Consider the following 23104-nt stretch of genomic DNA (forward strand, 5'->3'; position numbering starts at 1 on the left):
GGCCCTCATACCGGGTTTTTGCGGGTTGCGCTCACACAACGCCATGCTTGTCCAGGTGCCAATTGGCGTTATTGCAACGCACAAATCGCGCTAGGTGCGACAATAGCGCTCTCAATGACAAGCTCTTTCTCCAATCTCCAGCTGGCTGAGTCCCTGGCGCGCGCAGTGGCCGACATGGGCTACGAGTCCATGACGCCCATCCAGGCACAGGCCATTCCGGTCGTTCTGACCGGCAAGGATGTCATGGGCGCCGCCCAGACCGGCACAGGCAAGACGGCGGCGTTCTCGCTGCCGTTGCTGCAGCGGCTGATGCGCCACGAAAATACCTCCGCTTCGCCTGCACGCCACCCCGTGCGGGCGTTGGTGCTTTTGCCCACACGCGAACTGGCGGACCAGGTGGCCCAGCAGATCGCCCAGTATGCGAAGTACACCAAGCTGCGCAGCACCGTGGTGTTCGGCGGCATGGACATGAAGCCGCAGACGCTGGAGCTCAAGAAGGGCGTCGAGGTGCTGGTGGCCACGCCGGGCCGTCTGCTTGACCACATCGAAGCCAAGAACGCCGTGCTCAACCAGGTCGAGTACGTGGTGCTTGACGAGGCAGACCGCATGCTGGACATCGGCTTTTTGCCCGATCTGCAGCGCATCCTGTCCCACCTGCCCAAGACACGCACCACCTTGCTGTTCAGCGCCACCTTCTCGCCCGAGATCAAGCGCCTGGCCAGCAGCTACCTGCAGGACCCCGTCACCATCGAAGTGGCCCGCCCCAACGAGACGGCTTCCACGGTGGAGCAGCGCTTCTACAGCGTCAGCGACGACGACAAGCGCTATGCGCTGCGCTCCCTGCTCAAGCAGCGCGACATCCGCCAGGCCTTCGTCTTCTCCAACAGCAAGCTGGGCTGTGCGCGCCTGACGCGCGCTCTGGAGCGTGATGGCCTGCGCGCAACGGCGCTGCACGGCGACAAGAGCCAGGACGAGCGACTGAAGGCGCTTGAAGCCTTCAAGCGCGGCGAGGTGGATCTGCTGGTGTGTACCGATGTCGCGGCCCGTGGCCTGGACATCAAGGACGTGCCGGCCGTCTTCAACTACGACGTGCCCTTCAACGCCGAAGACTATGTGCACCGCATCGGCCGCACGGGCCGCGCAGGCGCCTCCGGCATTGCCGTGACCCTGGTGACCAACCACGATGCGCGCCTGGTGGGCGAGATCGAGAAGCTCATCAAGAAGAAGATCAACGTCGAGGCCTGCCCCATGGAAGATTTCCGTGGCAGCGCACCGCGTGGTCACCGTTTTGACGAGCTGCCGCGCCAAAGCAGCGGCGGCTACGGTCGTGAACGGGATCGCGGCGCCGAGCGTGGCGATCGCGGCGGTGATGCGTCGCGGGGCAGTTCCGGTTTTGGCCATCGCGGCTCGCGCATGGCCCAGCGCCCGGCGCATTCGGACCCGTTCTTCGACAAGCCCTACGAGGCAACCGCCAGCGTCGATGCGAGCTGGGACAGCCAGGGTGCTGCCGCGCCCAAGGCGGGCAGCGGCATCAAGCCCAAGCGCAAGCTGGCCGCGCTGTTCAAGGCGCCTGTTGCGCCTGTCGCGCCGGTCCCGCCTGTGGCACCCGTCGCCACTTCCGAGGTCTGAGCGCCGCGCAAGCCGCCTGCCTCACGAAAAACGCCTGCCTTGCAGGCGTTTTTTCATGGGCGCTCGCTCATCGGCGTCGTCCAGGTCAGCCCGGGGCCTGCGCCTGCGGGCAGTCCACCTGGATCAGTTCCCGGTCCGCCAGGTGATCGCCGAAACGCATCATGCTCAGGCAGCCACCCCAGACGCAGCCGGTGTCCAGCGCCACCAGGTCGGGCCGGCTGATGTGGCCCAGCGTGGACCAGTGGCCAAACGCAATCGTTGCGCTCGCCGTGGCGCGGCCCGGCACGTCGAACCAGGGCATGAGGCCGGGCGCCGCCTGCTCGGCCGACTCGGTGCTGTCGAAATCCATGACACCCTGTGCGGTGCAAAAGCGCAGCCGGGTCAAGGCGTTGACGATGACCCGCAGGCGCTCCCAGCCCTGCAGGTCGGGTGACCAGCGATCGGGCTGGTTGCCGTACATGGCCTGCAAGAAATCGGGCAACTGCTTGCTGCGCAGTACCGAATGCACCTCGCCCGCCAGCGCCATCACGTCCTGGCTGCTCCACTGCGGCAGCACGCCGGCATGGACCATCAGCAGTTCCTCGCCATGCGCCATGCGGTGGCTGCGCGCCAGCGGCTGGTGGCGCAGCCAGTCCAGCAGCTGATCGCGGTCGGGCGCATCCAGCACCCGGGCCAGCGTGTCGCGCCGGCTGCTGCGTCGCACGCCCTGGGCAGCGGCCAGCAGGTGCAGGTCATGGTTGCCCAGCAGGGCGCGCATAGAGTCGCCGGCGGCCATGCAGGTGCGCAGCACCTTGTCCGATTCCGGACCGCGGTTCACAAGGTCGCCCAGGATGTACAAGGTATCGCGGCTGGCGGAGAAGTCCACGCGGTGCAGCAGGCGCTCAAAGGCGTCGTGGCATCCCTGGATATCGCCGATACAGTAAAGTGCCATGGTCTTCTTTCTGATATACGAACCATGGATTTTCTGCTGATCGCGTTGCTTACGCTGCTCAATGGGGTGTTTGCAATGTCCGAATTGGCACTGGCCTCCAGCCGCAAGGCTCGGTTGGTGGCACTGGCTGAAACAGGCGACAAGGGTGCGGTGGCAGCACTGGCCTTGCTCGAAAACCCCACGCAATTTCTTTCGTCGGTGCAGGTGGGCATCACCTCCATCGGCCTGCTCAACGGCATTTTGGGCGAGGCGGCCTTCAGTGACGGGCTGGCCGCATGGCTGCTGGGCCTGGGAATTCCGGAACGCGCGGCCAGCATTTCTGCCACGGCGCTCGTCGTGACCGTGATCACCTTCGTCACCATCGTCTTCGGCGAGCTGGTGCCAAAGCGCATAGGCCAGCTTTATCCCGAAACCGTGGCCACGGTGGTTTCCCGGCCCATGACCTGGGTGGCATCCGCCGCAAAGCCCTTTGTGCGGCTGCTGGCCTTTTCCACGCGCGCCATGCTGACTCTGCTGCGCATCAATGAATCCGCAGCGCGCGCCGTGACCGAAGAGGAAATCGTGGCAAGCCTGGCCGAAGGGCGGGATGCCGGGGTGATCGAGGCCAACGAGCACCAGATGGTGCAAAACGTCTTTCACCTCGATGACCGCTCACTGACGTCGATCATGGTCCCGCGCGGCGATGTGCAATGGCTGGATGCCGACATGACCGTCACCGAGGCATTGCAGGCCTCGGCCGACGACCACTCGAAGGGCGGGCATTCCTGGTACCCGGTGTGCCGCAATTCGCTGGATGACGTGGTCGGCATCATCAGCGTGGCGCGCCTGCTGGCATTGGGCTCGGATGCCGCCGGCACCACGCTGTACGAACATGTGCTGCCGGCTTCTTTCCTGCCCGAGACGCTCAGCGCCATGGAGCTGCTGGAGCAATTGCGTGCCCGGTCCGGGCGCATGGTGTTTGTGGTGGATGAATATGGCGTGGTGCAGGGCATCATGACGCCCCGGGATTTGCTCGAGGCGATTACCGGCGAGTTACAGCCTGTGACCGAGGCAGAAGCCTGGGCCATGCAGCGCGAGGATGGCTCCTGGCTATTGGACGGCCTGATGCCCATATCGGAGCTGAAGGCGCGCCTCGATATTCGTGATCTTCCCGATGAGCACCGCGGCCGATACAACACCGTGGCGGGCCTTCTCATGGCAGAAAGCGGTCATTTGCCCATTCTGGGGGAACGGGTCAGCTGTGCAGGCTGGATCTTCGAGGTCATCGATCTCGATGGCAAACGCATTGACAAGGTGCTGGCCATATCGGATTTATCCGAGAACTACTCTTCGCAATAGGCAGCAGCGATATTGTGGGTTTTGCTTACATGCGTCTTGCGCCATGGGCTGATTATGTTTTTATAATGAAAGCTCTTAAACTACTTTCAAGGCGCATACCATGAGCTCTTACAAGGAACTGCTGAAGCAGCGACAGGAACTGGAGCAACAGATCCAGGAAGCACGCAAGCGCGAGCTTGCCGACGCCGTGGGACAGGTTCGCAACTTGATTGCCGAATATGGTCTGACTGCCGATGACGTGTTTCCTGCAGCTCGTGGTCGTACCGCTGGCACAACCGGCGCCAAAGTGGCTCCCAAGTACCGCGATCCCGCAACCGGCCAAACCTGGACCGGACGCGGCAAGCCGCCAAAGTGGATTCAGAATCAGGACCGTGAGAAGTTTGTCATCTGATTTTCCCGTCGCGCATGAAAGAGCCCGCCCAGTGCGGGCTTTTTTCATTGTCACGGCCATTTGTCAAAAGATTGTCTCAGTTGAGAATCTCTATCATCTGAGGCATAAAGTGTGGATCCGTGTATGGACATTTCCAGAGCGGCGATGCAAAGGCCGATTTTTGGCCGCGCCGCACAGGTGATGGTGGGGCGATGTCCTTTATGGCAGTCTGGTGCGTGGCGAGATGCCCGTTTTTGGGATCTTGATGCGCCTCAATGCCTGGGGGATGCGCGCATGTTTCAGAAGATTCCGAGCATTCTTTGATTTTCTTCAGCGGTGTCCGACTTGAATAATCAGGCCCCGGCCGCCATGGTTGGCGGCAGGGGCACAATACGCACATGAACAAGCAGGTGTTGATTGCCGGCGGCGGCATTGGTGGCCTGGCCGCCGCCATCGGTGCGTCGCGGGCGGGTTGGGAAGTGCGTCTTTTCGAGCAGGCGCCCGCGCTCAGTGAAGTGGGCGCCGGAATCCAGATCGGTCCGAATGTCGTGCGGCGGCTTCAGGCCTGGGGCCTGCAAAAACCGCTGCAGCAGGTGGTGGCATTGCCGGGCAGCCTGCGCGTGCGCAGCGCAGTCACCGGGCAGGAATTGGCGCACATGCCCTTGGGCAGCGAGTCCGTGCAACGCTATGGCGCGGCCTACGCCACCATCCACCGGGCCGATCTGCAGCAATTGCTGCGGGAAGCCGCTCAGACTTATCCGGGCATGCACCTGAACCTGGGCCAGCCCATCGAGAGCTTTTCCGAGACCGACGGCGTGGTCACCGTGCGAACCCGGGCCGGCAAGCTGATAGAAGGCGATGCCCTGGTCGCCGCCGATGGCGTGCGCAGCGTTCTGCGCCAGCAGTTGCTGGGCGACGGCCCGCCGCGTGTCACCGGGCACCTGGCCTACCGCGCCCTGGTGCACCAGGCCCAGCTGCCCAAGCGCCTGCGGGCCACCGATGTCACGGCCTGGCTGGGCTCGCGCATGCATGCCATCCAGTACCCCGTGCGCCGGGGCGAGCTGCAGAACCTGGTGATCATCATCCAGGGCCCGGCGCCCGAGGATCTGGCGAACTGGGACCATGCGGGCAATCTTGACGATCTGGTGCGGGTGCTGCAGGGCAGTTGCCCCCAGCTGCTGGACCTGGTCCAGCATGTGCCTGCAGCCGGTGGCGACTGGCGGCTGTGGCCGGTGGGCGACCGCCCGCCCGTGCAATCGGCCGCGCAGATGGCGCGCGGCGTGGTGGCCTTGCTGGGCGATGCGGCCCATCCCATGCGCCCCTACCTGGCCCAGGGCGCCGGCATGGCGATCGAAGATGCAGCGGAGCTGCAGCGCGCCCTGTCCATGCACGATCTCGACGTCAACATGCGCCTGCGCCGCTACGCGCTCAACCGCTGGCAGCGCAATGCGCGCGTGCAGGCGCGCTCGCAGCGCAATGGCCGCATCTTCCATGCCACGGGTCCCGTGCGCTGGGGGCGTGACCTGTCGCTGCGCCTGCTGGGCTCCCGGCTGATGGATCTGCCCTGGCTGTACCGTGGCGATGGCTCGGCCGCCAACGCCTTGTAGAGACAGAGACTCCGGCCGCTAGGCGGCCGGGGCCTGGCGCAGCAGCGGCGAGGAGGGCAGGAAACGGAACGCGGTCGACGCGCCCACCAGCGTGGCTGCAATCGAGATCATCACGGCCTTGTAGGGCTCCACGCCCCAGGCCTCGGCCCAGGCGGCGACCCAGCCCGTGAACCATTGCACCAGGGCCACGCCCAGGAACATGGCCATGGTGAACAGCGACAGCGCGCGGCCGGTCATCTCTGGGGGGTAGGAAGCGCGCACATCGGCGTACTGCAGCACCGAATAGCCCGACAGCAGGCCCATGGCGAAGATCAGCGCCACATTGGTCCAGCCATGGTGCAAAAAGGCCATGAGCATGAACAGGCTGCCCATGAGCAGCGAGTAATTGGTGAGCCAGCGCCGGCGCCGTCCTGGGCCGGGATCCATGCGCCCGAAAATCGCGGGGCTGAACAGCGAGATCATCGATACGACCAGCGCCACATTGCCGCTTTCCACCAGCGAAAAGCCATAGCGATGGATGAGCAGCGGCCCCAGCCACAGGCCGCGCAGCGCCAGAAACGATGCATAGCAGGCCATGGCCAGCAGGACGATGCCCAGCGTGTGCGGCAGCGTGAACAGCTCGGCCATGCGGCGTGCCGCCACGCCCCAGCTTTCCCGTGCGGCGGTCTGTGCTCCGCTGCGGGCGGGCTCGTGCACGCGCCACCAGATCAGCAGCCACGACAGGGCCGACATCACGGCCAGCAGCGCAAAGCCCGAGCGCCAGCCGAAATGCTGGACCAGCCAGGCCAGTGGCGTGCCTGTGAACAGCAGCCCCAGACCGCCGACACCCATGCCCACGCCCGACAGAAAGGCAAAGCGGTCCATGGGAAAGTGGCGCGAGATGAACATGGTGCAGGCCAGAAAGGCGGGCGAGCAGCCCACGCCGATCAGCAACTGGCCCACCATCAGCCAGCCGTAGTTGGGTGCGGCGGCGGACAGTGCCGACCCCGCAATCGCCAGCGGAAACGACAGCAGCACCGTGCGCCGCAGGCCGTAGAGGTCCATGCCGATGCCCATCAGCAGCTGGGCCACGCCGAAGGACAGGCCGAACAGGCCCGCAAAGGCCCCCAGCGACTGGGCCGTAAGCCCGAAATCCTGCTGAAGACCCGTGGCCATGACCGAGGTGGTGGTGCGAAAGGCCTGGCTCAGCGCAAAGGCCGAGAGCAGGGCCAGCAGCATGGCCCACAGCAGCTGGCTGCGCGGCGGCGGTGCTGCGGTGGAGGTCTGCGAAGCCTCTGTGTGTGTGTTGTTGTGTGGGGGCTGTTGCGGCGCTGCGGACACGGTATTTCTCCTGGCGCCGCAGCTTACCCGTTTGCGCGCCTGCGCGCTGTCGCCACCGCAGCGGTCTGCCGTCGGTGGCGCCCGCCAGTTCTTACAGCTCGGTGCGCAGCGCCCAGATTTCGGGGAACAGCACCACGTCCAGCATCTTGCGCAGGTAGCTGACGCCGCCGGTGCCGCCCGTGCCGCGCTTGAAGCCGATGACGCGCTCCACCGTGGTCAGGTGGCGGAAGCGCCACAGGCGGAAGGCGTCCTCGATGTCGGCCAGCTTTTCGCCGAGCTGGTACAGGTCCCAGTGCTTGTGGGGATCGCGGTAGACGGTGATCCAGGCCTGCTTGACGCCCTCGCTGGCCTCGTAGGGCTGGGTCCAGTCGCGCTCCAGCCGGTCGGCGGGCACGTCAATGCCCTCGCGCGCCAGCAACTGCAGGGACACGTCGTAGAGCGAGGGCGAGCGCCATGCCGCCTCCACCTGGGCCAGCAGGTCGGGCCGGTGGGCATGGGGCTGGAGCATGGCGGCGTTCTTGTTGCCCAGCGAGAACTCGATGCAGCGGTACTGGTAGCTTTGGAAGCCGCTGGAGTTGGCCAGGTAGGGACGCATGGCCGTGTACTCGGGCGGGGTCATGGTGGACAGCACGGTCCAGGCGCTGACCAGTTGCTCCATGATGCGGCTCACGCGGGCCAGCATCTTGAAGGCGTCGGCACGCGTGCCGCCTGCGATGGCGGCCGTGGCGGCTCGGACCTCATGCAGCATCAGCTTCATCCACAGCTCGCTGGTCTGGTGCTGGATGATGAACAGCATCTCGTCATGCGCGGGCGACAGCGGATGCTGTGCCGTGAGGATCTGGTCCAGGTGCAGGTAGTCGCCATAGCTCATGGACTGGCTGAAGTCCAGCTGGGCGCGCTCCTCTTTGACGATGGATTCGGTGCGGCCGGGGCTGTTCATGGGGCAGCCGGAGTGTTCGGTGGTCATGTGGGAGTCTCGCAAGTCTCGACGCGGAAAATGCAGGGCGCAGCGTAACCGAATCCCGCGCTGAAATCCTGCGGGTTGCAAGAAGCGGGATGCGCGGGTGCTCCGGGCTGCGTAGAGTAGGGCATCCGATGACCCAGAAAGACATGCCGTGTCCAACCAAGCCATGAATCAAGCCAGCGATGCCACTGCCAACCCCACGGCCCTGGTGGCCCGATGCTGCCGCTGGCTGGAGACCGAGGAGCCCCCACCCGCCCTGGGCCAGCTGGCCGAACGCTCGGGCCTGAGCCCCTGGCAACTGCACCGATTGTTCAAGCAGGCCACGGGCCTCACGCCCAAGGCCTATGCCAAGGCCCATCGCGCGCATGCCCTGCGCGCGGCGCTGCAGCCGGGCCAGAGCGACTCGGTCACCGATGCGGCCTACTCCAGCGGCTATGCGGCCAGCAGCAGTTTCTACCGCGACGCAGGCGCCATGCTGGGCATGGCACCCGGCGACTACCGGCGCGGCGGCATGCGCCAGACCATCCGCTTTGCCGTGGCCGAATGCACGCTGGGCAGCATCCTCGTGGCCAGCACCGAGCGCGGCGTGTGCTGCGTACTGCTGGGCGACGACGCCGAGGCCCTGGTGCAGGACCTGCAGCAGCGCTTTCCGCTGGCCGAGCTGGTGGGTGGCGATGCGGGCTTCGAGCACACCGTGGCCCAGGTCGTGGCCCTGGTCGAGCAGCCGCGCCGCGGCCTGGCGCTGCCGCTGGATGTGCAGGGCACGGTCTTCCAGCAGCGCGTGTGGCAGGCGCTGTGCGCCATTCCGGCCGGCCAGACCCTGAGCTATTCGGAACTGGCCCTGCGCCTGGGCATGCCCACGGGCGCCCGCGCCGTGGCCAGCGCCGTCGCTGCCAACCCGATTGCCGTGGCCGTGCCCTGCCACCGCGTGGTGCGCAACGACGGCAGCATCTCCGGCTACCGCTGGGGCGTGGAGCGCAAGCGTGCCCTGCTGCTGCGCGAGGCGCGCCAGGCGCAGGAGGCCGCTGGCAAGGACGCCGGGCACGCACCGCTGCGCCAGGCAGGAAGCGCATGAGCGGGCAAGGACAAGGGCAAGGGCGTGGCACCGGCCAGATCCATCAGGCGCAGCAGCAACTGACGCTGCCGGCCGGCTACCGCATGAACGAGTTCTGGGGCTTTCACCGGCGCGATGCCCAGCGCCTGTCCGAATGCGATCTGCAGAACGGCGACACCATCCGCATGCACAAGGGCCTGATGTGGAAGGGCCTTCCCACGCTGCTGACCCTGGAGCTGACGCAGCAGTGCGAAGAGGCGGCCGTGGTGCAGGCTCGATGGCGCCTGCCTGCCGGTGCAGGCGCAGTCACCGGCATGGACGATGTGCTGGCCGCCATGCTGCGGCGCATGTTCGGACTGTCCCAGGATGTGGGCGAATTCGAGCGCCGTTTTGGCCGCCATGCGCGGCTGGGGCCGCTGCTGGCGCGCCAGCGTGGCCTGCATGTGCCGGCGGCCTGCACGCCCTGGGAGGCGCTGAGCTGGGCCGTCACCGGGCAGCAGATCAGCGTGGCGGCAGCCGTGTCGCTGCGCCGCCGCCTGATCGCCGCAGCCGGCCAGCCGGTGGCGCTGCACGATGGCCATGCCGACGCGCCGCAGCAGCTGTGGTGCATGCCGGAGGCCGCCCAGCTGGCGCAGCTCGGTGAGGAGGATTTGCGCGCCGCCGGCTTTTCGCGGAGCAAGACGCACACGCTGCGCCTGCTGGCGCAGGCCGTGCAGTCGGGTGAATTGCCGCTGGACGACTGGGCGGCCCTGCCTGAACTGCCGGTGGCCGAGATCCGCGAGCGGCTGCTGGCCCTCAAGGGCATAGGCCCGTGGACCGTGAACTACATGCTGCTGCGCGGCTATGGCCACCTGGACGGCCCGCTGCACGGCGATGTGGCCGTGCGCCGGGCCCTGGCCCTGCTGCTGAAGACGGGCGCCATGGACGCGGTGCAGACCGAGTTGTGGCTGCGGGACTTCGCACCCTGGCGCGCCCTGGTCGCGGCCCACCTCTGGGCCTCGCTGTCGTCCACGGCGTTCTGAAGGGCTGGCTCCAGGCTTCAGGTCACCGCATTGACGCGGTTGAACTCCGGCTTGCGCCATTCGCCCGATTCCAGCACCTGGCGCAGGTGCTCCACGGCATGCCAGACGTCTTCGAATCCCACGTACAGCGGCGTGAAGCCGAAGCGCAGGATGTCCTTGTGCAGGCCCGTGCTGTCGCCCTTGCGGAAGTCGCCGATCACGCCGCGCGCGATCAGCGCCTGCACGATGGCATAGGCGCCGCTGTCCTTGCCGTCCACGCCCAGTCCCTCCTCGCGCGTGAGGCAGACCTGGGAGCCGCGCCGGCCGTGCTCGCGCGGCGTGGCCAGGCCCAGGCCGTGGCCCTGGCAGCGTTCCTCGACCAGGGCGATGAACAGGTCGGTCAGCGCCAGCGACTTGTTGCGCAGCGCGTCCATGCCGCCGAGCGGCTCCACGGCCGTGAACACGTCCAGGCCGCACTGCAGCACGCTCAGGCTGACCATGGGCTGGGTGCCGCACAGGTAGCGCTGTATGCCCTGGGCCGGGTGGTAGTCCGGCACGAACTTGAAAGGCTCGGCATGGCCGAACCAGCCCGACAGCGGCTGCCAGAAGCGGTTGATCAGGCGCGGGTTGGCCCAGACAAAGGCCGGCGCACCGGGGCCGCCGTTGAGGTACTTGTAGCTGCAACCGATGGCGAAGTCGGCATTTGCGCCCTTGAGATCGACAGGCACGGCACCCGCGCTGTGGCACAGGTCCCAGACGCAGAGAATGCCCTTGCCCTGCGCGGCAGCCGTCACGGCAGCCATGTCGTGCATGGCGCCCGTGCGGTAGTTCACATGGGTGAGCATGCAGATGGCCACCTCGTCGGTCAGCGCGCCGGCAATTTCCTCGGGTTCTAGCAGCACCAGCTCCAGGCCGTATTCCTGGCAGACCGACTGGGCGATATAGAGGTCGGTGGGGAAGTTGCTGCGCTCGCTGATCAGGCGCTTGCGCTGCGGCGCGTCCTCGCGCGCGATGCGGGCCGCCGCTGTCAGCACCTTGTAGAGGTTGATGGAAGCCGTGTCGGTGAACACCAGCTCACCCGCGCCCACGCCCAGCCAGGGGGCGAACTGGTCGCCCAGGCGCTGGGGCAGGCTGATCCATCCGGCATCGTTCCACGAGCGGATCAGGCCCTGCGCCCATTCCTGCTGCACCACCTCGGCCACGCGCGCGGCGGCGGCGCGGGGGCTGGCGCCCAGCGAATTGCCGTCAAGGTAGATCACGCCTTCGGGCAGCGTGAATTGGTCGCGCAAGGCGCGCAGCGGGTCTTGCGCATCGAGGGTGAGGCAGTCTTGCAGGCTCGTCACGGGGTCTCCTTGGGTATCGAAAAGGCGAAAGGCGCGGGCAGGGCCGGCGCCGCAATGCGGGCAGGGATCAGGCCAGGGCGCGCAGCACGGCGCGCACGGGCGAGGCATCGGCCTCGACCAGCTTGAGCGGCAGGGCGATGAGCTCGTAGTCGCCCTCGGCCACCTCGTCCAGCACCAGGTTCTCCAGCACGCGCAGGCCGCGCCGGCGGATCACCTGGTGGCTGTCCAGGCTCTTGCTGCTGGCCGGGTCGATGCTGGCCGTGTCTATGCCGATGAGCTTCACGCCCAGGTCGGCCAGGCGCTCCACCGTGGCCGGTGCATAGGCGGCCAGTTCCTGGTCCCAGGTGGTGGGGGCGCGCTCGTAGGTGCGCACCAGCACGCGTGCCGGAAGATGCTCCACGGCGTGGGCGATGTGCTCCCATTCGACCAGCGGTCCCTTGCCGATGGCGTGGATCACGCGGCAGGGGCCGAGGAAGGCGTCCAGGTCCACGTTGCCGATGGATGCCCCGTCGGCGTCATAGTGCAGCGGTGCATCGGCATGCGCTCCCACATGGGGCGACAGCGTGATGGCGCTGACATTGACCGGGCAGCCCGGCCCGATGGTGGCGCACCACTGCTGGCTGTAGGCCGTGTCGCCGGGAAAGACGGGGCTGGCGGCCTGCACGGCCGGGGAGATGTCCCAGAGTCTGCGGGTCATGGCTTCAGTCCTTTTTGCGCGCTTGTGCGCGGGGCCGGTACCACAGCGCGTACACCAGGGCCAGCAGGCCCAGGAAGGGCAGGCCCGTGAGCAGCGTCATGTGGAAGACCTCGGTGAAAAAGGTGGTGACGATCACGCCCAGCATCAGCGCGGCGCCGGCCAGCGTGAACAGCGGAAAGCCCCACATGCGGAACTGCAGGCGCTGGCCCGGATGCTCGCGCGACCAGCGCGCGCGGAAGAACAGATGGGTCACGAAGATCATGAACCAGGTGAACATGGCGCCGAACATGGACACGGACATCATCCACAGCAGCGAGCCCTCGGGCTTCCACAGGTTCACGGCCACGGCCACGGCAATGCCCAGGCAGGAGATGGCAATCGCCGCCACGGGCACGCCCCGGCTGTTCAACCGCCCGAACACCGAGGGCGCATAGCCGCCGCGCGACAGGCTGAACATCATGCGCGAGGTCACATACAGCTGGCTGTTCATGGCCGACAGCGCGGCCACCAGCACCACGAAGTTGATGATGCTGGCAGCGCCCGGGATGCCGATGATCTCCATTACCTTCACGAAGGGGCTCTTGTCCGTGCCGGCCTGCTGCCAGGGCACGATGGCCAGCATCAGCGCGATCGTGGCCAGGTAGAAGATCACCAGGCGCGCCATGGTGGTGCGAAAGGCCCGGGTGATGGCGCGCTTGGGGTCCTCGGCCTCGCCGGCCGCCACGGCCACGGCCTCCAGGCTCAGGTAGCTGAAGATGGCGATGATCACGGCCACCCAGGTGCCCCACAGGCCCTTGGGGAAGAAGCCGCCATCGGCCGTGTAGTTGAAAAAGCCGATGCCCTGGGGCTGCGAGCCGAACACCACCCAGGCGCCGATCAGGATGAAGGCCACGATGGCGATGATCTTGACCATGGAAAAGCCGTACTCCACCTGGCCGAAGGCCTTGACGCTGCTGGCGTTGACGGCCACCAGCGCGCCCGAGAACACCAGCACCCAGATCCAGCGCGGCACGTCCGGGAACCAGTAGCCCATGTAGATGCCGATGGCCGTCACCTCCATGCCCACGGCCAGCACCACGGCGGCCCAGTAGGCATAGCGGACCATGAAGCCGGCCAGGGGGCTGATGTAGTGCTCGGCATAGGCGCCGAACGAGCCCGAGGTCGGGTGGGCCACCGTCATCTCGGCCAGGCAGCCCATCAGCAGCAGCGAGATCAGCGCGCCGATGGCATAGCTGACCAGCACGCTGGGGCCGGCGAAGCCGATGGCGAAGGCGCTGCCCATGAACAGGCCGGTGCCGATGGCGCCGCCAATGGCGATCATCACCATCTGGGCGGCGGACAGCTGCTGGCGCAGGCCGGTTTCTCGTTGCTGAATGTCTTGGAAGGCGGCCATGGTGCGCGGCAGGTGGGGGCTGAAAGCGGAAGGCGTAAGTATCTGCGCTTTCACCGCCGGCCCCGGGCTGGCCGCTGCAAAACCATGGGAGGGTCCGGCCCAGATGCGGTCGGCTCAGGTGCGGCCGGCTCAGGTGCGGCCGACCCAGGTACCGGCTCAGGCGCCGCGTGCGTAGCAGCCCGGCGTCAGCGCATGGTGGGCCTTGAAGGCGCGCTGCAGGTGCGCCTGGTCGGCAAAGCCCATGGCATAGGCCGCATCGGACAGCGCCGCGCCCGTGGCCAGCAGGCGGCGCGCGCCGTTGATGCGCAGGTTCAGGCGGTAGCTGCCGGGCGTCATGCCCGTGGCGGACTTGAAGCGGCGGATGAAGCGCGTGGCGCTCATGCCGCATTCCTGGGCCAGCGATTGCACGGTCAGGCCCGCATCGGGCCCCGCATGCAGGCGCTGCAGTGCGGGGGCCAGGGCCGCCGCATCGCCGGGCAGGGGCAAGGCTGCGGGCTGGGCACAGCGGTCCAGCAGGTGCTCCAGGCCCAGGGCCAGGCGGTCGGCGGCCGCCGTGCCATCGACGGGGCGGCACAGGCCATCCACCAGGCGGGCAATGTCCGCATCCGTGAGCGTGCGCCGGGGAAAGCGCAGCGCGGCCACGCCCAGCCGCGCGTGCAGCCAGTCGGCATCGACAAACAGCATGCGGTAGGACCACGGCGCGCCTGGGTCGGGATTGCAGGCATGCCAGGCGCCGGGCTCGATCAGCACCACGCCGCCCGCTTCCACAGGCTGCGGTCCGTGGGCATGGTGGAACACGGTGCGGCCCGCGTCCACGATGCCTATCGAATACTCGGCATGCATGTGCAGCCGAAAGCAATGCGGCGAGCGCGCGCTGTCGCGCAGCTCGGCCCAGGGGGCGGCCGGATGGCGGTGGAAGCGGTGGGGAGAGGTTGAAGTCATGGCGGCCAGCCATCATGCCAGCATGGCCGCCACGCTGGCGACCAGCAGCAGGGCCAGCAGGCGGTGGAACAGGCGCTGGCGGCGTTCGGTGCGCAGCCAGCCCGAAAGCAGCTGCCCCAGCAGCGCCCAGCTGCCGACCCCCACCAGGCAGGCCAGCAGCGAGATGGCGCAAAACTGCAGCAGCGCCCACGGCGCATTCGCGTGGGGCAGCACGAACAGGCCCACGCCGGCCAGCGCCACCAGCCAGGCCTTGGGGTTGAGCGTCTGCACGGCCGTGCCCTGCAACAGCGCTTGCAGCAGGGCCTGCAGCGTGCGCTGCGATCCGGCCTGCTGCTGCGCACCGGCCTGGCCCACAGGTGCGTTGGCCAGCCGCCAGGCCAGCCACAGCAGATAGGCAGCGCACAGCCACTGCGCGGCCGCAGACAGCTGCGGCAGCGTCTGCAGCAGCCACTGTGCGCCCTGGCCCATGACCCAGACCACGGCCGCATAGCTGGCGCTGGCGCCCAGCACATAGGCGGCAGAGACCAGGCGCGAGCGCGCTGCGCCGTGGCGCAGGGCCAGCACATTGACGGGGCCGGGCGTGATGGCGCCGACGAGGGTGAAGACGCCCATGGCGAGCAGCGAGGAGGACATGAGATTTCGCGCGGACGCAGGACTGCACAAGGCCCGCAGTCTCGTCCCGCACGCCGCCCCTGTATTGAACGCAATTGCGGGGCGCCGGCATGTCCGTCACATCCTCTAGGGGAGCATGGCGTAGGCCACGATCTCCAGCTTCATCCCCGGCACCACCAGCGCCGAAATCCCCATGCTGGAGCGGTTGGGGTAGGGCGCCTCGAAGAACTCGCGGTACACGGCGTCGATGGCCGGCATGTCGGCCACGTCGGTCATATAGATCAGCACCTGGGTCACATGCGCCAGCGTGCCGCCTGCGGCCTGCAGCGCGTTGCGCAGGTTGGTGAAGGTCAGGCGCGCCTGCTGTTCGATGGGGCCGGTGTCGATGCTGCCGTCGGGCCGCACGGGGCCGTGGGCCGTGAACAGCATCTGGCCGCTGGCCTTGACGGCCCAGGAGAAGGGCTGCTTGAGCGGCGGCAGTCCCACGTCGATGATTTGCTTCATGGATTTCCTTGTGTTTTGACTACATGCGAAGGCATGGTGTTCTTGCGTCGGAAACTTGGCGCGGCCCATCGGCGGACGCCGAGCAAGGGCCGTCCCGCAGCGATGGTGTCGTCCCGCGCCCGCGCAGCGAGAGCGGGGGAAGCGGCAAAGCCGCTCAGGGGTCACAGTTTCGTTCTCACGGACCAGATTTCGGGGAACAGCACCACGTCCAGCATCTTGCGCAAATAGCTGACGCCGCCGGTCCCACCCGTGCCGCGCTTGAAGCCGATGACGCGCTCCACCGTGGTCACATGGCGAAAGCGCCACAGGCGGAAGGCGTCCTCGATGTCGGCCAGCTTTTCGCCCAGTTGGTACAGGTCCCAGTGCGACTGCGGGTCGCGGTAGACCTGGGCCCAGGCGGCCTCGACCTCGGGGCTGGCCGTGTAGGGCTGGGTCCAGTCGCGTTCCAGGTGCCCGGCAGGAATGGCCAGGCCCTGGCGTGCCAGCAGGCGCAGGGCCTCGTCGTACAGGGAAGGTGCGCGCCATGCGGCATCCACCCGGGCCAGCAGGTCGGGCCGGTGGGCATGGGGCTGGAGCATGGCGGCATTCTTGTTGCCCAGCGCGAACTCGATGCAGCGGTACTGGTAGCTCTGGAAGCCGCTGGAGCTGGCGAGATACGGGCGCATGGCCGTGTACTCGGTAGGCGTCATGGTGGCCAGCACGGACCAGGCGCCCACCAGCTGCTCCATGATGCGGCTCACGCGGGCCAGCATCTTGAAGGCATCGGCATGGCGGTCGGCCGCCACGGCGGCCGTGGCCGCGCCCAGCTCGTGCAGCATCAGTTTCATCCACAGCTCGCTGGTCTGGTGCTGGATGATGAACAGCAGCTCGTCATGCGTGGGCGACAGCAGTTGCTGGGCGCCGAGGATGGCGTCCAGCTGCAGGTAGTCGCCATAGCTCATGGACTGGCTGAAATCCAGCTGCGCCCTTTCCTCGGCGACGATGCGCTCGGTCAGGCCTCCATGGACGGGGCAGCCGCTCATTGCGGTGCCTCCAGCACCGTGGCAATGGCGTCTGCCACGTACTGCACGTTGGCGCCGGACAGGCCCGACATGCACATGCGGCCCGAGCGGATCAGGTACACGCCGTGTTCGTCGCGCAGGCGGTGGACCTGGGGCTCGCTGATGCCTGTGTAGCTGAACATGCCGCGCTGGGTCAGCAGGAAGCCGAAGTCGCGCCGCTCGCCAAAGCGTTCATGCAGCGCGCCGTGCAGCTGGGCGCGCATGTCCTTGATGCGGCCGCGCATCTGCGCCAGCTCCTGTGCCCATTGGGCGCTCAGTTCGGGCGACGCCAGCACCTGCTGCACCAGGCGCGCGCCACGGGTGGGGGGCGAGGAATAGTTGCTGCGCACCGTGGCCTTGAGCTGGCCCAGCACATTGCCGGCCGTGGCCGCGTCGCTGCAGACCACGCTGAGGCCGCCCACGCGTTCGCCATACAGCGAGAAGTTCTTGGAAAACGAGTTGGCCACAAAGGCCTGGGCGCCCGCATCGGCCAGCGCGCGCACGGACCAGGCGTCTTCATCGAGCCCATCGCCAAAGCCCTGGTAGGCCATGTCCACGAAGGGGATCAGGCCGCGCTCCACGATCACGGGGATGAGTTGCTGCCACTGCTCGCGCGACAGGTCCACGCCCGTGGGGTTGTGGCAGCTGGCATGCAGCAGCACCACGCTGCCCGAGGGCAGGCTGCGCAGTGTCTGCAGCATGGCGTCGAAGCGCAGGCTGCCCGTGGCCGCGTCGTAGTAGGGGTAGCTGTGGGTGCGCAGGCCCGCGCCCTGGAAGATGGCCAGATGGTTGTCCCAGGTGGGATCGCTGAGCCAGACCTCGGCGTCGGGGAAATAGTGCTTGATGAAGTCCGCGCCCAGCTTGAGCGCGCCCGAGCCGCCCAAGGTCTGCACGGTGGCGATGCGCTGCGCGCGCACGGCCTCGTGCTCAGCGCCGAACACCAGGTTCTGCACCAGCTGGCGGTAGGGGGCTATGCCTTCGATGGGCAGGTAGCCGCTGGGGCTTTGCTCGCGGGCCAGGGCATCGCCAGCCTGGCGCACGGAGTCCAGCACGGGCAGGCGGCCGGCCTCGTCGAAATACAGGCCGATGCTCAGGCTGACCTTGTCGGCGCGCGGGTCCTGCTGAAAGGCTTCCATCAGCGACAGGATGGGATCTCCGGGGTAGGGCGGGACGTGGCTGAACATCGAGGCGCGGGCGGTATCGAGGGGGGCAAGAGTCGTCATGTTTCTAAGGTAGGGAGAAAAACGGAAGGCCGGATGTCACCGGGCCTGGGCCTGGGCCTGGGTTGGGGGATTGGCTTGAGGAGCGGCTGCGGTCTGGCCGGCCGGCTTGCGGTACCAGATGGCGTAGATGGCGCCCAGCAGCAGCAAAAAGGGCAGGCCGGTGAGCACGGTCAGGCGGAACACGTCGGTGAACAGCGTGGACACCAGGGCGGCCAGCATCAGTGCCGCGCCCAGCAGCGTCAGCACCGGAAAGCCCCACATGCGGAAGGCCAGCGGCTTGTTGCCCTGGCGCACCCAGTGGATGCGGAAGAACAGGTGGGTCACGAAAATCATGAACCACGTGAACATGGCGCCGAACATGGCCACGGCCATCATCAGCATGAAGGACTGCTCGGGATTGATGATGTTGAACAGCGTGGCCACGGCAATGCCCAGGCAGGACAGCAGCAGCGCCGGCAGCGGCACGCCGCGCGAGTTCACGCGGCCCAGCACGGCGGGCGCATGGCCGGCGCGCGAGAGGCTGAACATCATGCGGGTGGTGATGTACAGCTGGCTGTTCATGGCCGAGAGGGCAGCCACCAGCACCACGAAATTGACCACGCTGGCCGCGCCGGGCAGGCCGATGATCTCCATCACCTTGACGAATGGGCTGCCGTCCTTGCCGGCGGCCGACCACGGCACGATGGCCAGCATCAGCGCAATCGTGGCCAGATAGAACACCACCAGGCGCACCATGGTGGAGCGGAAGGCGCTGGTGACGGCGCGCTGCGGGTCCTTGGCCTCGCCAGCGGCCACGGCGATCATCTCGATGCTCAGGTAGCTGAAGATGGCGATGATCACGCCCACCCAGGTGCCCCACAGGCCGTTGGGGAAGAAGCCGCCGTTGTTGACGTAGTTGGCAAAGCCCACGCCGGCCGGCCGGGTGCCGAACACCACCCAGGCGCCGACCACGATGAAGGCCACGATGGCGATGATCTTGATCATGGAGAAGCTGTACTCCACGGCGCCGAAGGCCTTGACGCTCATCATGTTCACGCCGATCAGCGCGCCCGAGAAGATCACCACCCAGGCCCAGCGCGGCACCTCGGGGAACCAGTAGCCCATGTACAGGCCCACGGCCGTCACCTCGGTGCCCACGGCCAGCACCACACAGGCCCAGTAGGCATAGCGCACCACGAAGCCGGCCCAGGGGGCGATGTAGTGCTCGGCATAGGCGCCGAACGAGCCCGAGGTCGGATGGGCCACCGTCATCTCGGCCAGGCAGCCCATGAGCAGCAGCGAGATCACCGCGCCGATGGCATAGCTGATCAGCACGCTGGGCCCGGCGAAGCCGATGGCAAAGCCGCTGCCCAGGAACAGGCCGGTGCCGACGGCACCGCCGATGGCGATCATGGTCATCTGTCCGGCGGACAGCTGCTGTTGGAGTCCGGCTTCGCGCTGGACTATGTCTTCGAAGGCTGGCATGGGTTGTTGTCTCCGTTGCTGTGGGGGGCTTCGGAGGCGGATGCTAGTTACGGCCTTCGCAGGGCGTTTAGTAGTTATCCCTAAATGCGCTTGATCTTGGATAAGTTATTCTGTGAAACATGAATTCATAGGTGGTTTATGTCAATCGAGATCGACAGAACGGACCGGCTGCTGATCCGCGCCTTGCAGGACAACGCGCGGCTGACCTCGGGCGAATTGGCGCAACGCGTGCACTTGTCGCAATCGCCGTCGTGGCGGCGCATCAAGCGGCTGGAGGATGAGGGCGTGATCACCGGCTACCACGCCGCGCTGAGCCGGCGCGCCATCGGCTTTGGCGTGCTGGCCTTCGTGATGGTGGGCATAGACCATCAGAACGAGGAGTCATCGCGCCACTTCCAGGAAGCGGTCTGCGCCATTCCCGAGGTCGTGATGTTCCACGGCATCTCGGGGCCGGAAGACTTCCTGCTGGTCGTCGTGGCGCGCGATCTCGATGCCTATTCGGACCTGCTGCTCACCCGCCTGCACCGGCTGCCCGGCGTGCGCCAGGTGCACACGCATTTCTCGCTGCAGGAGTTCAAGGGGCAGTTGGCGGGGCTGCCCGTGGAATAGCGGCTGGTGGTGGCGGCTGTTGGCGCCTGGCTGGTTGCTACAGCAGGCCGCTGTCCAGCGCCTGCATGCCATGGCGCACGCGCACGCGGTTGCAGGCATCGCTGCCGGCCGCAAATTCGCGGCAAGGCGAGGGCCGCCACTCGTAGATGCCGCAATGGGCCTTCTCGCCCACCTTGCCCACCAGCGCTGCGCAGCGCGGGCGCGACCAGTCCGTGCCGCGCATGCGGCAGGTGTAGTCGGTGACTTCCTCGATCAGCCCGGCCGGCACGCGGCCGCCATGCTCCTGCGACTCGTGCACGGAAAAGTCCACGCGAAACGATGCGCAGCAGGCGCCGCAGCTCAGGCAGGGATGGGTCATGGCGTGGGCAAGCAGGTGCAGGTGCGGATCGTGGGAGCGCGATTGTCGCGCGCACGCGTGCGGGGCGCCTGGAACCGGCCAAAAACCATGACGGCCATTTGGCAAGACCCTGCCTCTTACTCCGATACCATGCGCGGGCTTCCCACGGGGATTCGATCAAAATCAAAATGAGAATAAAAATCAGTTGATACAACACGCCATGCATTCGATGAATCCCGGGACGGACGCCACGGCTCCGTCCGCGCTGTCCGCGCCTCCCAGCTCTCCAAGCCCGGCCACCGCTGCGGCCATCACCCTGGATGCGCTGCCGCGCCAGGTTCCGGCGCGCGTGGTCGAACTCCATGCGGCGCGCGACACGGCCGAGCAGGAACTGCTGCTGCGTCTCATGGAAATCGGTTTCCTGCCGGGCGAGCCCGTTCGCATCCTGGCCGCAGGCTTTCCGGGCGACGACCCGCTGGCCGTGCGCGTGGGCCAGGCCACGTTCGCTCTGCGCCGCCATGAGGCGGCCCTGGTGCGCGTGGCACCTGAGGCGGTGGCATGAGCGCGTCGTCCTCTCCCAAACTCATCCAGCCGCTGCAGCCTGCCCAGGGTGGTGGCGGCGGTGGTGATTCCGCACTGCGCCTGGCCTTGCTGGGCAACCCCAACTGCGGCAAGACAGCCTTGTTCAACCTGCTGACTGGCGCACGCCAGAAGGTGGCCAACTACGCGGGCGTGACCGTGGAGCGCAAGGAAGGCTGGCTGAGCACGGCCAGCGGCCGGCGTGTGCGCGTGCTGGACCTGCCGGGTACCTACAGCCTGCACGCCCACAGCGAGGACGAACGCATCACGCGCGACATCGTCTCGGGCCGCCACGCGCGCGAGGCGCCTCCCGAACTGCTGGTCTGCGTCACCGACGCCACCCACCTGCGCCTGAACCTGCGCCTGGTGCTGGAAGCCCAGCGCCTGGCCCTGCCCATGCTGCTGGTGCTCAACATGAGCGACATGGCCAAGCGCCAGGGCATCGATATCGACCGCGAGGCGCTGTCACGCGCCCTGGGCATGCCCGTGCTGTCCACGGTGGGCGTGCGCCAGGACGGCGCGCGCGAACTGCTGCAATGGCTGGACGGCCCCGAAGCCCGCGCCCTGGCAGCGCCGCAGCTGCAGGCCCCGGCCCACCCGGGCGATGCGCGCGAGCAGGTGCTGGCCCTGCACCAGCAGGTGGCCCGCATCATGGCCGACTGCGTCAAGGAACCCGTGGTGGACACCCGGCGCGATGACCGCATCGACGCCGTGGTGCTGCACCCGCTGTGGGGCATGCTGCTGCTGGCGGCCACGCTGTTCCTGATGTTCCAGGCCGTGTTCAGCTGGGCGCAGCCGCTTATGGACGGCATCGAGGGCGGCGTCTCGGCCGTCTCGGCCCTGGTCAACGAGCACATGCCCGAAGGCGCGCTGCGCAGCCTGCTGGCCGATGGCGTGATCGCCGGCACGGGCGCCGTGCTGGTCTTCCTGCCGCAGATCCTGATCCTGTTCCTGTTCATCCTTGCACTCGAGGATTCGGGCTACCTGCCGCGCGCCGCCTTCATGCTGGACCGCATCATGGGCAAGGTCGGCCTGTCGGGCCGCTCCTTCATTCCGCTGCTGTCCAGCTTCGCCTGCGCCGTGCCCGGCATCATGGCCACGCGCTCCATCACCAGCTGGCGCGACCGCCTGGTGACGATCATGATCGCGCCGCTGATGACGTGCTCGGCGCGCCTGCCGGTCTATGCGCTGCTGATCAGCGCCTTCATTCCCGAGCGCACGGTGGGCGGCATCTTCAACCTGCAGGGCCTGGTGCTGTTCGCGCTGTACGTGGCCGGCATCGTCAGCGCCATGGCCGTGGCCGGCGTGGCCAAGTTGGCCGGCCGCAGCGCCGGACCCACGCCGCTGCTGATGGAGCTGCCCTCCTACCGCTGGCCCAGCCCGCGCAGTCTGGCCCTGGGCCTGTACGAGCGCGCCATGATCTTCCTGCGCCGCGTCGGCGGCATCATCCTGACCGTGAGCATCGTGCTGTGGTTCCTGGCCAGCTACCCGGCGCCGCCCGATGGCGTCACCGAAGCGGCCATCCGCTACAGCTTTGCGGGCCGCATCGGCGGCTGGCTGGAGGTGGTGCTGGCGCCGATCGGCTTCAACTGGCAGATCGCCATCGCCCTGGTGCCGGGCATGGCCGCGCGCGAAGTGGCCGTCAGCGCCATGGGCACGGTCTATGCCCTGTCCGCCGCCAGCGACGAGGCCATGGCCGAGCAACTGGGGCCGCTGATCGCCCACACCTGGTCTATGGCCACGGCGCTGTCGCTGCTGGCCTGGTTCGTGTTCGCGCCCCAGTGCATCTCCACGCTGGCCGCCGTGCGGCGCGAGACCAACGGCTGGCGCTATCCGCTGCTGATGACCGGCTATCTGTTCGCGCTGGCCTACCTTGCCAGCTTCATCACCTACCGCGTGGCCATCGCATTGGGCGCGGGCTGAAAGGAACAAGCACCATGTGGCAGAACATCATCGTCGGGCTGATCGTGGCCCTGGCCGGCGTGTCTCTGGTCTGGCGCTATCTGCCCGCGCGCTGGCGCCAGAAGGCCGGGCAGATGCATCCGGCTCTGGCGCCCAAGGATGCGGGCGGCTGTGGCGGCTGCAGTGCCTGCGGCGGGGACAGCTGCGCACCGGACAAGCGGGGACCGTAAGGCCACGGCCCGAAC

24 protein-coding genes are annotated in these 23104 nt (G+C 67.4%); 11 read left to right on the plus strand and 13 right to left on the minus strand.

Translation table 11 applies throughout. The features are described 5' to 3' along the window. The first annotated feature begins 114 nt into the window (after positions 1 to 114). Positions 115 to 1629 carry a DEAD/DEAH box helicase gene (locus BO996_RS10110; protein ID WP_013803680.1) on the plus strand — a complete coding sequence of 505 codons (1515 nt, stop codon included), beginning with the start codon at positions 115 to 117 and terminating at the stop codon, positions 1627 to 1629. 85 nt (positions 1630 to 1714) lie between these two features. On the opposite strand, the gene BO996_RS10115 is transcribed toward BO996_RS10110, so the two are convergent. Beyond that, positions 1715 to 2560 (minus strand): symmetrical bis(5'-nucleosyl)-tetraphosphatase, encoded by an 846-nt coding sequence (locus tag BO996_RS10115; protein WP_071954660.1) that lies wholly within the window; start codon positions 2558 to 2560, stop codon positions 1715 to 1717. Positions 2561 to 2584: 24 nt separating this feature from the next. On the opposite strand from BO996_RS10115, the gene BO996_RS10120 reads away from it, so the two are divergent. The 4 genes from BO996_RS10120 to BO996_RS10130 all read left to right on the plus strand — a co-directional run bounded on the left by BO996_RS10120 (position 2585) and on the right by BO996_RS10130 (position 5875). Further along, positions 2585 to 3898, plus strand: coding sequence for a hemolysin family protein (locus tag BO996_RS10120; RefSeq protein WP_012204080.1), 1314 nt, complete (start codon positions 2585 to 2587; stop codon positions 3896 to 3898). Between the two features lie 100 nt (positions 3899 to 3998). Next, positions 3999 to 4289, plus strand: a complete 291-nt coding sequence (locus BO996_RS10125) for an H-NS histone family protein (RefSeq protein WP_012204081.1) — start codon at positions 3999 to 4001, stop codon at positions 4287 to 4289. Between the two features lie 123 nt (positions 4290 to 4412). Next, on the plus strand, positions 4413 to 4592 hold the full coding sequence (locus BO996_RS28940) for a hypothetical protein (RefSeq protein ID WP_143290083.1): 180 nt from the start codon (positions 4413 to 4415) through the stop codon (positions 4590 to 4592). Between the two features lie 74 nt (positions 4593 to 4666). Next, the gene (locus tag BO996_RS10130) at positions 4667 to 5875 is read left to right on the plus strand and encodes an FAD-dependent monooxygenase (RefSeq protein ID WP_013803678.1); all 1209 of its coding nucleotides are present in this window, start codon (positions 4667 to 4669) and stop codon (positions 5873 to 5875) included. Positions 5876 to 5893: 18 nt separating this feature from the next. Here BO996_RS10130 and BO996_RS10135 read toward each other — a convergent pair whose 3' ends face one another. Both BO996_RS10135 and kynA (BO996_RS10140) read right to left on the minus strand, forming a co-directional pair. Further along, on the minus strand, positions 5894 to 7195 hold the full coding sequence (locus tag BO996_RS10135) for an MFS transporter (RefSeq protein ID WP_071954661.1): 1302 nt from the start codon (positions 7193 to 7195) through the stop codon (positions 5894 to 5896). A gap of 91 nt (positions 7196 to 7286) precedes the next feature. Continuing rightward, entirely contained in the window at positions 7287 to 8162 is an 876-nt protein-coding gene (kynA, locus tag BO996_RS10140) for a tryptophan 2,3-dioxygenase (protein WP_034391164.1), read from the minus strand. A 163-nt stretch (positions 8163 to 8325) separates the two neighbouring features. On the opposite strand from kynA (BO996_RS10140), the gene ada reads away from it, so the two are divergent. After that, positions 8326 to 9234 carry a bifunctional DNA-binding transcriptional regulator/O6-methylguanine-DNA methyltransferase Ada gene (gene ada / locus BO996_RS10145; protein WP_062794107.1) on the plus strand — a complete coding sequence of 303 codons (909 nt, stop codon included), beginning with the start codon at positions 8326 to 8328 and terminating at the stop codon, positions 9232 to 9234. Next, complete coding sequence (locus BO996_RS10150; RefSeq protein WP_071954662.1) at positions 9231 to 10235, plus strand: DNA-3-methyladenine glycosylase family protein; 1005 nt, start codon at positions 9231 to 9233, stop codon at positions 10233 to 10235. Before ada ends, BO996_RS10150 begins: the two co-directional genes overlap by 4 nt. Before the next feature lie 17 nt (positions 10236 to 10252). On the opposite strand, the gene kynU is transcribed toward BO996_RS10150, so the two are convergent. From kynU to BO996_RS10195, 9 genes are all read right to left on the minus strand, one after another. After that, positions 10253 to 11557 carry a kynureninase gene (gene kynU, locus BO996_RS10155; protein ID WP_071954663.1) on the minus strand — a complete coding sequence of 435 codons (1305 nt, stop codon included), beginning with the start codon at positions 11555 to 11557 and terminating at the stop codon, positions 10253 to 10255. A gap of 67 nt (positions 11558 to 11624) precedes the next feature. Then, positions 11625 to 12254, minus strand: a complete 630-nt coding sequence (gene kynB / locus BO996_RS10160; protein ID WP_043824042.1) for an arylformamidase — start codon at positions 12252 to 12254, stop codon at positions 11625 to 11627. Positions 12255 to 12258: 4 nt separating this feature from the next. Beyond that, entirely contained in the window at positions 12259 to 13647 is a 1389-nt protein-coding gene (locus tag BO996_RS10165) for an amino acid permease (protein ID WP_071954664.1), read from the minus strand. Positions 13648 to 13803: 156 nt separating this feature from the next. After that, positions 13804 to 14589 (minus strand): helix-turn-helix domain-containing protein, encoded by a 786-nt coding sequence (locus BO996_RS10170; RefSeq protein ID WP_071954665.1) that lies wholly within the window; start codon positions 14587 to 14589, stop codon positions 13804 to 13806. A gap of 12 nt (positions 14590 to 14601) precedes the next feature. Next, complete coding sequence (locus tag BO996_RS10175) at positions 14602 to 15222, minus strand: LysE family translocator (protein ID WP_034365336.1); 621 nt, start codon at positions 15220 to 15222, stop codon at positions 14602 to 14604. A gap of 105 nt (positions 15223 to 15327) precedes the next feature. After that, positions 15328 to 15705, minus strand: coding sequence for a RidA family protein (locus BO996_RS10180; protein ID WP_013803668.1), 378 nt, complete (start codon positions 15703 to 15705; stop codon positions 15328 to 15330). 161 nt (positions 15706 to 15866) lie between these two features. Further along, complete coding sequence (gene kynA / locus BO996_RS10185) at positions 15867 to 16727, minus strand: tryptophan 2,3-dioxygenase (RefSeq protein WP_043790480.1); 861 nt, start codon at positions 16725 to 16727, stop codon at positions 15867 to 15869. Next, the gene (locus tag BO996_RS10190) at positions 16724 to 17929 is read right to left on the minus strand and encodes an amino acid aminotransferase (RefSeq protein ID WP_198041294.1); all 1206 of its coding nucleotides are present in this window, start codon (positions 17927 to 17929) and stop codon (positions 16724 to 16726) included. Before BO996_RS10190 ends, kynA (BO996_RS10185) begins: the two co-directional genes overlap by 4 nt. A gap of 75 nt (positions 17930 to 18004) precedes the next feature. Next, the gene (locus BO996_RS10195) at positions 18005 to 19432 is read right to left on the minus strand and encodes an amino acid permease (protein ID WP_071954667.1); all 1428 of its coding nucleotides are present in this window, start codon (positions 19430 to 19432) and stop codon (positions 18005 to 18007) included. Positions 19433 to 19570: 138 nt separating this feature from the next. Between BO996_RS10195 and BO996_RS10200 the strand changes: the two genes are divergently transcribed. Then, complete coding sequence (locus BO996_RS10200) at positions 19571 to 20041, plus strand: Lrp/AsnC family transcriptional regulator (RefSeq protein ID WP_012204096.1); 471 nt, start codon at positions 19571 to 19573, stop codon at positions 20039 to 20041. Positions 20042 to 20078: 37 nt separating this feature from the next. On the opposite strand, the gene BO996_RS10205 is transcribed toward BO996_RS10200, so the two are convergent. Beyond that, entirely contained in the window at positions 20079 to 20399 is a 321-nt protein-coding gene (locus tag BO996_RS10205; RefSeq protein WP_034391185.1) for a YkgJ family cysteine cluster protein, read from the minus strand. A 199-nt stretch (positions 20400 to 20598) separates the two neighbouring features. On the opposite strand from BO996_RS10205, the gene BO996_RS10210 reads away from it, so the two are divergent. The 3 genes from BO996_RS10210 to BO996_RS10220 are packed head-to-tail and all read left to right on the plus strand — an operon-like array spanning position 20599 to position 23089. Further along, on the plus strand, positions 20599 to 20940 hold the full coding sequence (locus BO996_RS10210; protein ID WP_043824050.1) for a FeoA family protein: 342 nt from the start codon (positions 20599 to 20601) through the stop codon (positions 20938 to 20940). After that, positions 20937 to 22880 carry a ferrous iron transporter B gene (gene feoB / locus BO996_RS10215; protein WP_071954668.1) on the plus strand — a complete coding sequence of 648 codons (1944 nt, stop codon included), beginning with the start codon at positions 20937 to 20939 and terminating at the stop codon, positions 22878 to 22880. The genes BO996_RS10210 and feoB overlap by 4 nt, the downstream gene beginning before the upstream one ends. A gap of 14 nt (positions 22881 to 22894) precedes the next feature. Beyond that, entirely contained in the window at positions 22895 to 23089 is a 195-nt protein-coding gene (locus BO996_RS10220) for a hypothetical protein (protein ID WP_043824054.1), read from the plus strand. The last annotated feature ends 15 nt before the right edge of the window (positions 23090 to 23104 follow it).

Source organism: Delftia sp. HK171 (genome assembly GCF_001886655.1).
Lineage (GTDB): Bacteria > Pseudomonadota > Gammaproteobacteria > Burkholderiales > Burkholderiaceae_C > Comamonas > Comamonas acidovorans.

What these genes read in the sequence shown, in the direction of transcription:
- kynB (WP_043824042.1), bottom strand. Translation starts at nt 12,254, where the DNA reads ATGACCCGCAGACTCTGGGACATCTCCCCGGCCGTGCAGGCCGCCAGC.
- feoB (WP_071954668.1), top strand. Translation starts at nt 20,937, where the DNA reads ATGAGCGCGTCGTCCTCTCCCAAACTCATCCAGCCGCTGCAGCCTGCC.
- BO996_RS10210 (WP_043824050.1), top strand. Translation starts at nt 20,599, where the DNA reads ATGCATTCGATGAATCCCGGGACGGACGCCACGGCTCCGTCCGCGCTG.
- BO996_RS10200 (WP_012204096.1), top strand. Translation starts at nt 19,571, where the DNA reads ATGTCAATCGAGATCGACAGAACGGACCGGCTGCTGATCCGCGCCTTG.
- BO996_RS10175 (WP_034365336.1), bottom strand. Translation starts at nt 15,222, where the DNA reads ATGTCCTCCTCGCTGCTCGCCATGGGCGTCTTCACCCTCGTCGGCGCC.
- BO996_RS10220 (WP_043824054.1), top strand. Translation starts at nt 22,895, where the DNA reads ATGTGGCAGAACATCATCGTCGGGCTGATCGTGGCCCTGGCCGGCGTG.
- BO996_RS28940 (WP_143290083.1), top strand. Translation starts at nt 4,413, where the DNA reads ATGGACATTTCCAGAGCGGCGATGCAAAGGCCGATTTTTGGCCGCGCC.
- BO996_RS10150 (WP_071954662.1), top strand. Translation starts at nt 9,231, where the DNA reads ATGAGCGGGCAAGGACAAGGGCAAGGGCGTGGCACCGGCCAGATCCAT.
- BO996_RS10165 (WP_071954664.1), bottom strand. Translation starts at nt 13,647, where the DNA reads ATGGCCGCCTTCCAAGACATTCAGCAACGAGAAACCGGCCTGCGCCAG.
- BO996_RS10190 (WP_198041294.1), bottom strand. Translation starts at nt 17,929, where the DNA reads ATGTTCAGCCACGTCCCGCCCTACCCCGGAGATCCCATCCTGTCGCTG.
- kynA (WP_034391164.1), bottom strand. Translation starts at nt 8,162, where the DNA reads ATGACCACCGAACACTCCGGCTGCCCCATGAACAGCCCCGGCCGCACC.
- BO996_RS10130 (WP_013803678.1), top strand. Translation starts at nt 4,667, where the DNA reads ATGAACAAGCAGGTGTTGATTGCCGGCGGCGGCATTGGTGGCCTGGCC.
- BO996_RS10125 (WP_012204081.1), top strand. Translation starts at nt 3,999, where the DNA reads ATGAGCTCTTACAAGGAACTGCTGAAGCAGCGACAGGAACTGGAGCAA.
- BO996_RS10205 (WP_034391185.1), bottom strand. Translation starts at nt 20,399, where the DNA reads ATGACCCATCCCTGCCTGAGCTGCGGCGCCTGCTGCGCATCGTTTCGC.
- BO996_RS10170 (WP_071954665.1), bottom strand. Translation starts at nt 14,589, where the DNA reads ATGACTTCAACCTCTCCCCACCGCTTCCACCGCCATCCGGCCGCCCCC.
- BO996_RS10195 (WP_071954667.1), bottom strand. Translation starts at nt 19,432, where the DNA reads ATGCCAGCCTTCGAAGACATAGTCCAGCGCGAAGCCGGACTCCAACAG.
- BO996_RS10110 (WP_013803680.1), top strand. Translation starts at nt 115, where the DNA reads ATGACAAGCTCTTTCTCCAATCTCCAGCTGGCTGAGTCCCTGGCGCGC.
- BO996_RS10180 (WP_013803668.1), bottom strand. Translation starts at nt 15,705, where the DNA reads ATGAAGCAAATCATCGACGTGGGACTGCCGCCGCTCAAGCAGCCCTTC.
- ada (WP_062794107.1), top strand. Translation starts at nt 8,326, where the DNA reads ATGAATCAAGCCAGCGATGCCACTGCCAACCCCACGGCCCTGGTGGCC.
- BO996_RS10120 (WP_012204080.1), top strand. Translation starts at nt 2,585, where the DNA reads ATGGATTTTCTGCTGATCGCGTTGCTTACGCTGCTCAATGGGGTGTTT.
- kynA (WP_043790480.1), bottom strand. Translation starts at nt 16,727, where the DNA reads ATGAGCGGCTGCCCCGTCCATGGAGGCCTGACCGAGCGCATCGTCGCC.
- BO996_RS10115 (WP_071954660.1), bottom strand. Translation starts at nt 2,560, where the DNA reads ATGGCACTTTACTGTATCGGCGATATCCAGGGATGCCACGACGCCTTT.